The sequence below is a fragment of the Pseudomonas sp. GW460-LB5 genome (genome assembly GCF_059423245.1).
In genome coordinates this window covers 90887-103837 of sequence record NZ_JBWKXT010000017.1, presented here as the reverse complement: position 1 = coordinate 103837, position 12951 = coordinate 90887, and the positions used below count along the sequence as shown (strand labels likewise).

Genomic DNA, 12951 nt, shown 5'->3' with positions numbered 1-12951 from the left:
GTGGGGTGGGGTGGGTCGAGAGTTCATGGCTTTTCGCTTCCAGACCACCTGCCCCCGCACGCGTGAAATTTTTCCCTGTTTCAGAGGTTTTTGTTAATGGCGTTAACATCGAAAAAGCGCCGTTTTGTCGAGTCCAAGGCTGCTGGTGCCTCGAATCGCGAAGCGGCGGAAGCCGCAGGTTACGCGGCGGGCAGCGCTTCGGCTGCAGGTTCTCGGCTCGCCAAAGACCCTGACGTTGTTGCCGCCCTGGAAAAGTTAAAGGCGCCCCGAAATGTTAAGCCTGAGCCGGAGCGCGAGACCTTCGAGGCCGACCCGCCAGGTGACGAGTCGGGCGACCTGGTTGACCTACCCAACACCGATGATCCGCTCGTTTGGTTACTGGCGCTGATGAACGATCCCCAGGCCAAGATCTTTGATCGGCGCAACGCCGCCCAGTCGGCGCTCCCGTACTTTCACGGCAAGAAGTCCGGCATGGGCAAAAAGGAACAGAAGCTCGAAGAAGCGGCGAAGGTGGGAGCTAGCGGCAACCGCTTCGGGCTGCGTGAGCGCCACTTGAAGGCCGTCAAATGAAGAAGTGGTCTACCGCGTGCCCCGACTGGGAGAGCAGGATCGTCCGTGGCCAGGCACTCGTGCCGGTGGAGCCCATCTTCCCCGAGCAGGCAGAAGATGCTCTCGACGTGTTCTGCAACCTTCGAATGGTTGATGCCGACGGTAGCCCCCTGATGGGGGATACCTGCCGCAGCTGGGTGCTTGATGTTGTGGCCGCGCTCTTCGGCGCGTACGACGCCGACGCCGGCCGCAGGCTGATCACCAACTACTTCCTGATGGTGAGCAAGAAGAACGGCAAGTCGACGATCGCCGCGGGCATCATGCTCACGGCCCTGATCCTGAACACCCGGCCCTCTGGCGAGTTCCTGATCCTGGCGCCCACGAAGGAAGCGGCTGACAACGCGTTCAAGCCGATCCGGGACATGATCGATGCGGACGAAGACCTGCAGGCCAGGTTCCATGTGCAGGAATACAACCGGATCGTCACCGACAACCTGAACAAGGCAAACCTGAAGGTGGTGGCGGCCGACTCGGCCACTGTCACTGGCAAGAAAGCGACTGGTGTGTTCATCGACGAGCTCTGGGAGTTCGGCAAGCAGGCCAAGTCGGCGAAGATGCTGGTCGAGGCCACTGGCGGCCTAGCGTCACGCCCAGAGGGGTTCGTTTTCTACTGCACCACCCAGTCCGATGAGCCGCCGGCCGGCGCCTTCAAGGCCAAGCTGGACTACGCGCGCAAAGTGCGTGACGGGGAGATCGAGGACCGGCGCTTCCTGCCGGTGATCTACGAGTTCCCGAAAGAGATGATCGAGCGGAACGAACATCGTGACCTGGCAAACGCCCATGTGACCAACCCCAATTGGGGGCTTTCTGTCGATCAGGAGGTGATCGAGCAGAAGTATCAGGAGGCGCAGGCAGAGGGCGAGGGAGCAATTCGCGGCTTCTTGGCTAAACACCTCAACGTCGAGATTGGGCTGGACCTGCGGTCGGACCGCTGGGCGGGCGCTGATCATTGGGAAGCTGGAGCCGAGGCTGGCCTGACTCTGGAGAGCCTGCTGCAGCGTTCTGAAGTGGTCACGGTGGGGATCGACGGAGGCGGCCTTGACGACTTGCTCGGCCTGACTGTGCTCGGTCGCGAGCCCTTCACTCGCCAATGGCTCCACTGGGCTCACACCTGGGCGCACAACATTGTGTTCGAGCGGCGGAAGGATATCGCCAGTGCGCTGAGGGACTTCGAGAAGGCGGGCGATCTGACCGTCGTTGATCGACCAGGTGATGACGTCCAGCAGGTGGCTGACATCATCTGCGATATCAGGGACCGCGGCCTGCTGCCGGAGAAGCTGGCAATCGGTGTGGACTCGGCCGGTATCGGCGACATCGTTGACGAGCTGACCACCCAGGAGCGCGGGATCACCATGGAGCAGATCGTGGCCATCTCGCAGGGCTGGAAGCTCAACGGCGCGATCAAGACGACCGAGCGCAAAGTGGCTGGGGGCGAACTGGTCCACTGCGGCAGCGCGCTGATGAACTGGTGTGTCGGTAATGCCCGTGTCGTTCCGCAAGGCAATGCCATCACGATTACCAAGCAGGCCAGCGGCTCGGCAAAGATTGATCCGCTGATGTCGACATTCGATGCTGTTTCGCTGATGGCGCTGAACCCGGAAGGCTCTGGTGATCTCCAGGGCTTCTTTGACAACCCGATCATGGTAGGAATCTGATGGCCGACAAGAAACCGGGCCGGGTGAAGGCTGCGCTGCAAAACTGGCTCGGGGTGCCGATAGGCCTGAAGGACGGCGCATTTTGGCAAGAATGGTTCGGCAGCTCTGCATCTGGAAAGCACGTATCAGTCGACAAGGCCATGCAGTTGTCCACGGTATGGGCATGCGTAAGGCTGCTGTCCGAGTCCGTCTCTACGCTGCCGCTCAAGCTTTTTCGGCGCCTTCCCGACGGATCACGCGAGGTTGCCAAAGACCATCCGTTGTTCCGTGTGCTGTGCCGAATCCCAAACGCCGAGATGACCCCGCAGCGCTTCATGCTGCTGGTGGTGGCGAGCATCTGCCTTCGAGGTAATGCGTTTGTCGAGAAGAAGATGATCGGCAGCCGGATCATCGCCCTGGTGCCGCTTCTCCCCCAGTCCATGAGGGTGAAACGGCAGGACAACGGGCGTCTGAAGTACACCTACAACGAGAATGGCGTGGACCGCGACATTCCCGAGAAGAACCTGATGCACATCCGCGGCTTTGGCCTGGATGGGGTGTGCGGGATGCTTCCGGTAACCACCGGGCGCGAGATCTTCGGCTCGGCGATGGCGATCGAGGAGGCCGCGGCGAAGGTGTTCGCACAGGGCATGCAGGCGTCCGGCATCCTGAGCAGCGACGCCAAGATCACACCGCAGCAGCGCGAGCAGCTTCGGGCCAGCATGCAGGCGTTCATGGGGTCGAAGAACGCCGGCAAGATCATGGTGGCGGAGGCAGGCTTCAAGTACCAGGGCATCACGATGAACCCTGAGGCCGCCCAGATGCTGGAGTCCAGGTCTTTCGGGATCGAGGAAATGTGCCGTTGGTTCCGTGTGCCGCCCTTCATGGTCGGTCACATGGACAAGCAGTCCAGCTGGGCTGCTTCGGTTGAGGCGCAAAACCTTCACTTCCTCACCAACAGCCTGCGGCCGCTACTGGTCAACATCGAGCAGGAAATCACTCGTTGCCTGATCGGCGAGGCCGATGCCGACGACTACTTCGCCGAGTTCGCGGTGGAAGGCTTGCTTCGCGCTGACAGTGCTGGCCGCGGGGCCTGGTACAACACGGCTCTGCAAAACGGTTGGATGTCTCGCAACGAGGTGCGCCGGCTTGAGAACCTGCCACCAATCCCGGGCGGCGACACATACACGGTCCAATCCGCACTGGTGCCATTGGACCAGCTCGGGAAGCCGAGCGCAGGGGTCTCGCCGGCTGCCTCGGCTTTCATGCTTCGGCTGGTCTCGGCACGCAACAACGACGACCGAGAGGCCATCAACAATGCGGTCGACCTGGCTTCCCAGGCATTGGCAACCGGAAACCCAGACGGGCCTATGATGGCCCACGCGCTGATATCGATGCCGCTGCTCAAAGCGGCCTGACCTGGAGTAACCCATGACTCTCAAGACACTACCGGCGGCGCCGGCGGTGCGGCCGCACGCGCGCGTCGAGTCCGATCTGCTGCCGAAGGCCATGGAGCGCTGGAATCCGGCGATCAAGGCGGCGGCCGGCGACGACTCCACCACCATCACCATGTACGACCCGATCGGCATGGATTGGTGGACAGGCGAGGGCGTCACCGCCAAGCGCGTCAGTGCCGCTCTGCGCAGCATCGGCGACAAAGACATCACCGTGAAGATAAACAGCCCAGGCGGCGATGTTTTCGAGGGCCTGGCGATCTACAACCTGCTGCGCGAGCACAAGGGCAAGGTAACCGTCCAGGTGCTTGGTCTGGCTGCCTCGGCCGCGTCGTTCATCGCCATGGCAGGCGATGAAATCCAGATCGCCCGAGCCGGTTTCATGATGATCCACAACGCTTGGACCATCGCCGCTGGCGACCGAAACGACTTCACCGAAGTCGCTGACTTCCTCGACCAGATCGACGCAACCCTGGCCGACATCTACGCGGTCAGGACGGGCGATGAAGCCGCAGCAATGCGCATCCTGATGGACGTAGAGACCTGGATGGGCGGCAGTTCGGCAGTCGAGGCCGGATTCGCGGACGGCCTGCTCCCATCTGATGCGGCACAGGAAGACCCCCAAGCCAGCGCGGCTCAGCAGGTCGCAGCGCGACGCCTGGACACGATCCTAGCCAAACAGGGCATGCCTCGCTCCGAGCGCCGAGCCCTGATTCAAGAACTCAAGGGGGGTAAGCCTGGCGCTGCCCCCTCCGGTACGCGCAGCGCTGCCGAAAACCAGGCCGATCTGGCCAACCACTTTGCCGATTTGCAGGCCGCCATGTCGCGGTTTTCGGCAGCAGCCCTCAAGTAACCGGAGAAGATCCTATGGCAGACAACACCGCCGACCTGCTTAAGCAGGTCTCCAACGAGCTCAAGCAGGCCACTAGCGATTTCAGCAAACAGGCTGAAAACGCCCTGGCCGAGGCCAAGAAGGCCGGCAGCCTTTCCGAAGAAACCAAGAACGCTGTCGACGAGCTGGCGACCAAGTTCAACAGCCTGACCGAGGCCGAGAAGCAGCTGAAGGCCCAGCTGGGCGAGCTCGAACAGGAGTTCGCGCGCCTGCCTTCGGCTGGCACCCCGCAGACCCAGGACAGCCTCGGTGGCGTGGTGATCAAGAGCGAAGCGCTCAAGCAGTTCGCGGCCAGCATCGAAGGCGGCAAGCGTGTCAACATTCCGGTCAGCGCCGCGCTGCTGTCCACCGATGTTCCCGCCGGCATCGTCGAGCCTCAGCGCCTGCCTGGCATCGACACCGCGCCGAAGCAGCGGCTGTTCATCCGCGACCTGATCGCCCCGGGCCGAACCACTGCCCCGGCGATCTTCTGGGTACAGCAGACCGGCTTCACCAACGCCGCCAAAGTCGTGGCCGAGGGCACCGCCAAGCCCTATTCCAACATCGAATTCGCGTCGAAACTCACTGCAGTTTCGACCATCGCCCACATGTTCAAGGCCTCCAAACAGATCTTGGACGACTTCGCCCAGTTGGGTTCGACCATCGATGTCGAAATGCGATACGGCCTCAAGTACGTCGAGGAGCAGGAGATCCTGTTTGGTGACGGCACTGGCGTTCACCTGCACGGCATCGTCCCTCAGGCCTCGAAATACGTCCCGGCATTCGAAGTGGAGAAACGGTCGGGCATCGATGATCTCCGCCTGGCGATGTTGCAGGCCCAGCTAGCGCGCTTGCCGGCTTCCGGTCATGTCCTGCACTTCATGGACTGGGCCAAGATCGAACTGACCAAGGACACGCTGGGTCGCTACATCCTCGCCAACCCGCTGGGTCTGGCTGGCCCCGTCCTGTGGGGCTTGCCGGTGGTGGCCACCGAGGTCGCCGCCTTCCTAGGCAAGTTCCTGACCGGCGCATTCCAGACTGGCGCTCAGCTGTTCGACCGTGAAGACGCCAACGTGGTGATCTCGACCGAAAACGCCGACGACTTCGAGAAGAACCTGATCTCGATCCGCTGTGAAGAGCGCGCTGCGCTGGCGGTGAAGCGTCCGGAAGCGTTCATCTTCGGTGAATTCGCCGCCCCGGTCACTCCGTAACCCAATGTGAGGGCCGCACAAGATGCGGCTCCTGGAGGCATTCATGAAGCTGAAAACCCTGAAACCTCTGTACCTGGGTGGCCAAACGCTGGTGGAGGGCACGCCCTTCGAAACCATCGAGCAGCACGGACGCCAGTTGATCCAGAAGGGCTATGCAGAGCTGGACGACTCGGAAAGCAAGGTGGTGGTTACCATTTCGCAGGAAGATGCAGCTGGCGCGGGCGTGCTGACCACCAGCAGCCTGGGGGCGGTAGCCTTGCCGATTGCTCCGCCAGTCGCTGCCTTCAAGGCTAAGCACAAGGGCGCTGGCAAGTACATCGTGGTGGACGCTGAAAGCAACCAGGTTGGCGAGTTCTCCGGTAACCAGGAAGAAGCCAATGCGGAAGCTGAGCGACTGATCGCCGGTGGTGAGCCGGCGCAGGCCGAGGAGTAACCCATGCCCGTGATCGCCATCGATCTGGCCATGCATCACCTGCTGGCCGAGCCGGAAGATCAGGTGCTGGTCGAGGCGCAGCTTGGTGCAGCGGAAGATGCGGCGATGGGTTTCCTCAACCGCCGCTTCTACCTGGATCAGGTGGCCCTCGACCAGGCCCGCGCCGGATTGTCGGCTTCCATGCGGCAAGCCAGGGAGGCGAACGCGGCGGCGGTTGCTGCTGCGGAAGCCGAGCAGGATCACACCCTGCGCTGTCGTCTGCTTGAACACGCCCGGCAAGCACTGGCCGAGGCTTACGACCATGCCGACGCCATCGCGTACGGCATGGTGCTCAACCCAGCGATCCAGGCTGCCTGCCTGCTCAAACTGGGTCATCTGTTCTCCAATCGTGAGGAGGTGGTCACCGGAGCGACCGCTGTCGAGCTGCCGCTGGCCTCCCAGCACCTGCTGATGCCGCACCGCATCCGGATGGGTGTGTGATGCAGGCCGGCAGGCTCCGGCACCGCATCGACATCGAGGAAATGACCACTCCCCGAGATCCGGTGACCGGTGAGTACGGCGAACCCCAGTGGGTGGCGCGCTGGTCCAAATGTCCGGCGAGTGTTCAGGATCTATCCGCACGAGACTTCATTGCTGCCAAATCTCAGCAGGCTGAGGCGACCGGACGCATGGTCATCCGCTATCGCACCGGTGTTGAACCCACCATGCGGATTCGTTTCAGGGGCGAGATTTACAGCATTGTCGGGCCCCCGCTGGCGGACCCGAAGTCAGGCCTCGATTTCCTGACCATTCTGGTCTCCAAGGGGGTGAAAGATGGCTGACCAGATCAGCGTGCGCCTGCAGGGATTGAAGGCCGCCACCGACAAGATGGCCGGCCTGACGCCGAAGCTGCGTCGAGGCGCCCTGCGCAAGGCAGCTCGCCAGGCCATGAACATCGTTAGGGACGACGCCAAGGCGCGGGCACGGGCGCTGGATGATCCAGAAACCGCCGAGAAGGTCTGGAAGAACATCGTCACCCAGGAATCGGCCCGCCAAGGGCGACGCGAGGGCGGCGTAGTGATGAAGGTCGGCATTCGCGGCGGTTCCAGTTCCAACCAGCACAGCAAGGACGCCACCGGCAACCCCGGCGGTGATACCCGGCACTGGCGGTACTTGGAGTTCGGCACCCAGTACAACCCGCCGGCCCCGTTTATGCGCCCTGCATTCTCGACGAACGTCAACGCCGTAACCGATCGCTTCGTGCAGGTGTTCGGCCAGGAAATCGAAGCGGCACTGTGAGGAGCCTATGGAAGCGCCAATTTTTGCCGTTTGCTCGGCTGACCCAAGTGTGGCTGCGCTTCTCGGCTCCGGCATTGATTGCCGGCTGTACTCCTTCGGTGAGGGGCCGGAAAAGCCGATCAAACCGTATGCGGTCTGGAGCGTGATCGCTGGCAGCCCTGAGAACTACTTGGCCGGCCGCCCCGACGCCGACGGCTTCACCCTGCAACTGGACGTGTATGCCGCAACTGGCGGGCCGGTGTTGGCCGTCACCAAGGCGCTGTGTGCAGCTATCGAGTTGCGCGCTCGCATCGTCCGCTGGGGCGCAACTGATCGCGACCCTGACACAAAGGACTACCACCGAAGTTTCGACGTGGACTGGATAGTCCGCCGATGAATCCACCGAGCCCGCCTAGTGCGGGCTTTTTTTTGCCCGACAGGAGACCACCATGTCGATTTTGACCCAAGGCACCCAGGTATTTGCCCTGATGCCGCCACTCACCGGCACCGGCCCTTTCACTGTGGTGGAAGTCGAGTGCGCCACTGCCTTTAACCCTGGTGGTGCGCCCAAGGAGCAGATCGAGGACACCTGCCTCAGCTCCAATGAGCGCACCTACAAGCCAGGTTTGCGTACCCCGGGCCAGGCCTCGCTGACCATCAATGCTGACCCAAACAGCCCGAGCCACATCCGGCTACATCAGCTGTCAGAGTCGAACGGTGACACTACCCTGAAGTGGGCGGTGGGCTGGTCTGATGGTCCTCTGGATGTCGATGGCAAGCCAACCGCTGTGCCAACCGTGAGTGCCGAAGGCGATGATTTTGAACTGCCGGCGACCCGCACCTGGTTCGTATTCCAGGGCTATGTGGCCGACTTCCCGTTTGACTTCGCTGCGAATGCAGTGGTCAGCACCGCGGTTTCCATTCAACGCTCGGGCGGTTCCGCCTGGATCAAGAAAACCACCTAAGGGGCCAATATGGATCTCGCACAACTGAAGAAGAAGGGGGGCGTCATTGCTGACGCCCTGGTACCGAAAAAGGTCGAGTGGAAACACAACGACGATACCGGCAAGCCCATCACCGACAAGTTCACTGTGCATGTGCGCCGACATGCCTTTGGTGTCATGGAGGCTATGTTTGCCGGAGGCGAAGCCGAGCGCTTCAAAAACGCCCGCTACCTGGCAGCGTCGATCATGCTCGGCAAGGACGGGACCGAAGAACTTCCATTCGATGACGCAGTGAACCTCGACTCGGCGCTGGGCATCGTCCTGCTCAATGCCGTTAACGAGGTGAACAACCCTCCAGCAAAGACCTGACCCCGGCCGACGAACTCTGGCATGAGCTGGTGCTGAACGGAGTTGGTGGAAGCACAATTGCAGAAGCCAAGGCCACTCTATCCTATGCGGAAGTCCTGGCCTGGGTTGCATACCGGGACAAGCACGGTTCGCTCAGTCTGTCGCGCCGGATTGAACTTGCAGCTGGGGTTGTCGCCCTGCAAGTCAACCGGAGTGGTGGAGGCAAGGCGGATCTATATGACTTCCTACCGCACCATGCCCGGCCGGGGAGCGATCTTGAGCAGGCAATGAGGGAATGGGCGTGATCTGGTAGCATTCGGCTTTTTTTGGGAGGGACTCCATGCAGATCGCCATCCTTGTTGTGCTCGTATTGATCCTTGTCGTCATAGCCCCCTGGATGCTCGCTGTCCTGGCCGCGGCGGCAGTTGCATATGGCTTGTGGGTTGTCGTCACTGGTTTGGTTTTTTTTGTTCTATTTGTCGGGATAGTGGGCTGGCAAGGAATTCAGGCTCGCAAGCCTGTAATTTCTTCCAAAACCGAGAAGGCTATCGAGCGCGCGAATGAGGACTTCAGGCGGAAGGAGGCCGAAAGGGCCACCGTTACTTCTGCTATCTCCAGCGAGACAGTTAAAGACAAACCGAGAAAGCAGATCATCTGCCGATCATGTTCGGCAGAGATCGAAAAATTCAGCATGTTCTGTCCCGTTTGCGGCAAAAAGCCCATATAGACGAGCAAATTACGAAGCCCGCGAAAGCGGGTTTTTTTATGCCCGGAGAAAACTATGGCCAGCAGATCGCTTGGCACGCTCACCCTCGATCTAATAGCTAGGATTGGCGGTTTTCAGCAAGGGATGGACCAGGCAGCCCGTTCAACACAGAGAAGCATGGGGCAGGTTGTTAGGCACTCCGAGTCGGCCTCGGAGAGTGTTACGGGGTCGTTCAAGGCGATCGCCGGGGCTGCAGCTGCGTTTCTCAGCGTTCAACAGCTTGTCGAATATTCGCAGACGTGGCTCGGCGTACAGAACCGCATCAAGCAGGTTTCTGAGACGTTTGACGAGTTCTCCAAGCAGTCGTCTGCAGTTTTTTCGATTGCGCAGAACTCGCAGTCCTCCCTGGAGGCAACGGCCGAGCTCTACCAGCGGATCGCAGCTTCATCGGGACAGCTCGGCGCAACCCAAGAGAAGGTCGCCCAAGTCACGCAGAACATCAGCAAGGCTATGTCTGCCAGCGGGGTGTCCGCTGAGTCAGCCCAGGCCGCCCTGGTCCAGCTCGGTCAGGCTTTTGCGTCGGGCGTGCTTCGCGGGGAAGAGCTCAACTCTGTACTCGAGCAAGCTCCTGGGCTGGCACAGGCTATTGCTGACGGATTGGGAGTAGCCCGGGAGTCGCTTCGTTCAATGGGCGAAGCTGGAAAACTGACCTCGAAGGAGGTGTTCTCCGCCATCCTGAGCCAGACCAGGTCGATCGATGATGCTTTTGCGAGATCCCAGACAACGGTGTCCGGCGCCTTCCAGGTTATGGAAAATAGTGCTGCCAAGTTCTTTGGCACGCTGGACGAGACGCTTGGAATCACCAAGAGCTTCGTTCAAACCGCGCTCTCGGCCTCTGCAGCCTGGGATGCCTCTGGCGTCGAGAGCTTCACCCAGGTACTGAAAACCGGTCTGTACGTTGCGCTCGCGCGCGTCGCAGCTGGATTCGTGAGCGCTACCGGTGCCAAGTATCTCGACATCAAGGCTACGCAGGAGCAGTTGTATGCGAATTCCCTTGCCACAGCTGGCGAGCTCAGAAGGGCGGAAGCAGTAAAAGCTGGTGCAGTAGCAGATGTCGAATCTGCGGCCAGGGCTGTGGCCAATGCCAAGGCCAAGGTAACAGCCGATCGGCAGGTGATCACCTCAGAGGTTGCCAGGCTCGAATCTGTGCAGGCCGCGCTGGCAGCAGAGAAACTTCTTGAAGCGCAGCGCCTACAGGCACAGATATCGGATGTTGGTCGGCAGCAGACCATTGCTCGCATGGCAGAGCTGCGGCTTGCCGAGGTTGCGATCACAAATCAGCTGACCGCTGCCGAAGCGAAGCTGGCGACAACAACGCTGGCAACGTCCGCCCAAGTTACCGCAGCCATCAACCAGCAGACGGTCGCCAAAGAGGCTCTAGCGGTAGCCAACACCAAGGTCAACGCGACACAGATTGCAGCGACGGCATCCATGGGGGCCTGGTTCTCCGCGAGCACAGCCATGGGAGCGTCAATGCTCACCCTGCGCAACGCTGCAAGTGGTGTTCTACGCATGGCCGCCGGGTGGCCCGGTCTTATTCTGACCGTCGGTGCGCTGGCGCTGTCGTTCATCGACTTCGGCGATAAGGCTGAGGAGGGCGCCGGCAAGGCAGCGAACGTCTTCGAAGACGCCTCGGCTCGCATCCGCCAGGCTTCCCGGTCCATGCTGCCGAAGAACCTAAGCACCCAGTCCTACGAACAGCTGCAGGATCGACTGAAGGGGCTGCAGGGCGAGCTTAAGGAAACCGAGAAGCTGCAGGAGCGGTTCCAGAAAGGGGTCGATGACAAGAGCGATGTGCCGTTCGAAACGTCGCTCGACGCCTCGAAGGAGAAAGCAGACGCGCTCAGGCTGGCCATCCAGTCGGTGCAGAAGGAGCTGAATAGTTCCCGTTTGGCATCGGATAAAGAGGGCAGCACCTACCTCAAGAACCTTGAAAAGCAGGCCGTGGTTGCGGGCAAGCTGACCGAGGTGGAGAAGTTGCGAGCCCAGATTGCTGCTGGTGCGGTCAAGTTCTCGCCAGATGACGAAAAGAAGGCCCTGGCCGCCGCAGAGGCAATCGACAAGGCGAACAAGGCTCTGAAGGGGTCGAAGGCTGGCGACAAGGACAGCAAGGCGCTCAGTCGGCGCTTCGAGGAAATGGAGGAGGGTTATCAGCGGCAGATCGAGCTGATCAACACCTCGACCGACAAGCGCAAGAATGCGAGCGAGGTCGAGAAGCTGGCCTTCGAGGTCTCCACCGGCAAGCTGGAGGGCGTCAATGCCCAGCAGCGCAAGCGCCTGGAAGGCCTTGCGGCTGAACTCGACGCGCTGAAGAAGCTGAAACAGGCCGAGGAAGATGCCAATAAGCTGGCCTCCTTCCGATCCAGCGTAAACGAGGACTACCTGACAGCCAAGAATGGTTTCGATCAGGAGCTTGCTGGCGCCGGCCGTGGCGACAAGTACAAGGAGCGGATGAAAGAGCGGCTGTCGATCGAGGAGGATTTCAATCGCCAGCAGCGCGAGTTGGTCCTGCAGCGCAACAGCGGCGACATCAGCCAGGGTCTGTACGACCAGGAAACCCAGGTGCTCAGCGCAGCCCTGGCCGAGCGCCTGGAGCTGCAAAACGACTATTACAGCCAGCTCGATGAGGCGCAGAGCAACTGGATGGATGGTGTCACCAGCGCCTGGGAGAACTTTGCTGACGCCGCGACCGACTACTCAGCCATGGCCGCTGACGCCACCACGTCTGTCCTCGGTAGCGCCAGGAGCGAGCTCGGGTCGTTCCTCTCTGATGTGGCTACGGGCTCGAAGGATGCCGGTGATGCGCTGATGGATATGGTCGGCGGGTTCGCCAGGTCGATGGTTGATGCGCTGGCAGACATGGCTGCCCAGTGGCTGGTGTATCAAGCGGTGCAGCTGATGGTCGGTAAGACGACACAGGCCAGCGCGGTACCGACTTTGATTGCCAACGCTCAGGCAACGTCGTTCCAGGCCCAGCTCGCAGCCTTCGCCAGTACCGCTGCGATACCTATCGTGGGGCCGGCACTGGCACCTGGTGCTGCAATTGCCGCAGCGATGGCTACTGCCCCCCTGGTGGCCGGTGTAGCGAGTTCCGCTCTGGTGGGTATGGCGCACGACGGTATCGATAGCGTTCCTCGCGAAGGTACCTGGTTGCTTCAAAAGGGCGAACGCGTCACCACGGCATCGACCAGTGCAAAGCTGGATAAGACTCTCGACGAGGTGAACAAGGGCAGCAGAGGAGGTCAGCCGGAGGGCACAGGCCAGCCGGTAGCTGTGCACCAGGTCTTCCATGTGAATGGAGATGTGAGCCCTCAGACGGTTGCCATGATTCAACAGGGCATGCGCCAAACGATGTCCGCAATCCTGCAGGACGTGGGCCGAAACGGCCAAATCATGCAGAGCATCCGCAAGAAACTTTAAGGTG

At 61.1% G+C, this 12951-nt stretch carries 15 protein-coding genes; all 15 read left to right on the top strand.

Going from position 1 to position 12951, the window contains the following annotated elements:
* Positions 1 to 96 precede the first annotated feature (96 nt).
* Genes AC07XM_RS13130 through AC07XM_RS13060 form a run of 15 tightly spaced genes read left to right on the top strand, consistent with a single transcriptional unit; the run spans position 97 to position 12947 of the window.
* A complete protein-coding gene (locus AC07XM_RS13130; protein ID WP_064314516.1) occupies positions 97 to 570 on the top strand; it encodes a terminase small subunit in 474 nt (157 codons plus the stop codon).
* Positions 567 to 2264: a terminase large subunit gene (locus AC07XM_RS13125; RefSeq protein ID WP_102690114.1), complete on the top strand. Its 1698-nt coding sequence runs from the start codon at positions 567 to 569 to the stop codon at positions 2262 to 2264. The genes AC07XM_RS13130 and AC07XM_RS13125 overlap by 4 nt, the downstream gene beginning before the upstream one ends.
* Complete coding sequence (locus tag AC07XM_RS13120) at positions 2264 to 3661, top strand: phage portal protein (protein ID WP_256596980.1); 1398 nt, start codon at positions 2264 to 2266, stop codon at positions 3659 to 3661. Before AC07XM_RS13125 ends, AC07XM_RS13120 begins: the two co-directional genes overlap by 1 nt.
* A 13-nt stretch (positions 3662 to 3674) precedes the next feature.
* Positions 3675 to 4550: a head maturation protease, ClpP-related gene (locus AC07XM_RS13115; RefSeq protein WP_102690116.1), complete on the top strand. Its 876-nt coding sequence runs from the start codon at positions 3675 to 3677 to the stop codon at positions 4548 to 4550.
* Between the two features lie 14 nt (positions 4551 to 4564).
* Positions 4565 to 5779: a phage major capsid protein gene (locus AC07XM_RS13110; protein ID WP_102690117.1), complete on the top strand. Its 1215-nt coding sequence runs from the start codon at positions 4565 to 4567 to the stop codon at positions 5777 to 5779.
* Positions 5780 to 5822: 43 nt separating this feature from the next.
* The gene (locus AC07XM_RS13105; protein WP_178086255.1) at positions 5823 to 6212 is read left to right on the top strand and encodes a hypothetical protein; all 390 of its coding nucleotides are present in this window, start codon (positions 5823 to 5825) and stop codon (positions 6210 to 6212) included.
* Positions 6213 to 6215: 3 nt separating this feature from the next.
* Positions 6216 to 6692: a head-tail connector protein gene (locus AC07XM_RS13100; RefSeq protein WP_102690118.1), complete on the top strand. Its 477-nt coding sequence runs from the start codon at positions 6216 to 6218 to the stop codon at positions 6690 to 6692.
* Complete coding sequence (locus AC07XM_RS13095) at positions 6692 to 7033, top strand: phage head closure protein (RefSeq protein ID WP_102690119.1); 342 nt, start codon at positions 6692 to 6694, stop codon at positions 7031 to 7033. Before AC07XM_RS13100 ends, AC07XM_RS13095 begins: the two co-directional genes overlap by 1 nt.
* Positions 7026 to 7490, top strand: coding sequence for an HK97-gp10 family putative phage morphogenesis protein (locus tag AC07XM_RS13090; RefSeq protein WP_102690120.1), 465 nt, complete (start codon positions 7026 to 7028; stop codon positions 7488 to 7490). Before AC07XM_RS13095 ends, AC07XM_RS13090 begins: the two co-directional genes overlap by 8 nt.
* A 7-nt stretch (positions 7491 to 7497) precedes the next feature.
* Positions 7498 to 7866 (top strand): DUF3168 domain-containing protein, encoded by a 369-nt coding sequence (locus AC07XM_RS13085; protein ID WP_102690121.1) that lies wholly within the window; start codon positions 7498 to 7500, stop codon positions 7864 to 7866.
* A gap of 52 nt (positions 7867 to 7918) precedes the next feature.
* Positions 7919 to 8434 (top strand): phage tail tube protein, encoded by a 516-nt coding sequence (locus tag AC07XM_RS13080; RefSeq protein ID WP_102690122.1) that lies wholly within the window; start codon positions 7919 to 7921, stop codon positions 8432 to 8434.
* Positions 8435 to 8443: 9 nt separating this feature from the next.
* Complete coding sequence (locus AC07XM_RS13075) at positions 8444 to 8782, top strand: phage tail assembly chaperone family protein, TAC (protein WP_102690123.1); 339 nt, start codon at positions 8444 to 8446, stop codon at positions 8780 to 8782.
* Positions 8783 to 8811: 29 nt separating this feature from the next.
* Entirely contained in the window at positions 8812 to 9066 is a 255-nt protein-coding gene (locus AC07XM_RS13070) for a phage tail assembly protein T (protein WP_102690124.1), read from the top strand.
* Positions 9067 to 9101: 35 nt separating this feature from the next.
* Entirely contained in the window at positions 9102 to 9488 is a 387-nt protein-coding gene (locus tag AC07XM_RS13065) for a hypothetical protein (protein ID WP_102690125.1), read from the top strand.
* Positions 9489 to 9542: 54 nt separating this feature from the next.
* A complete protein-coding gene (locus AC07XM_RS13060; RefSeq protein ID WP_102690126.1) occupies positions 9543 to 12947 on the top strand; it encodes a phage tail tape measure protein in 3405 nt (1134 codons plus the stop codon).
* Positions 12948 to 12951 lie beyond the last annotated feature (4 nt).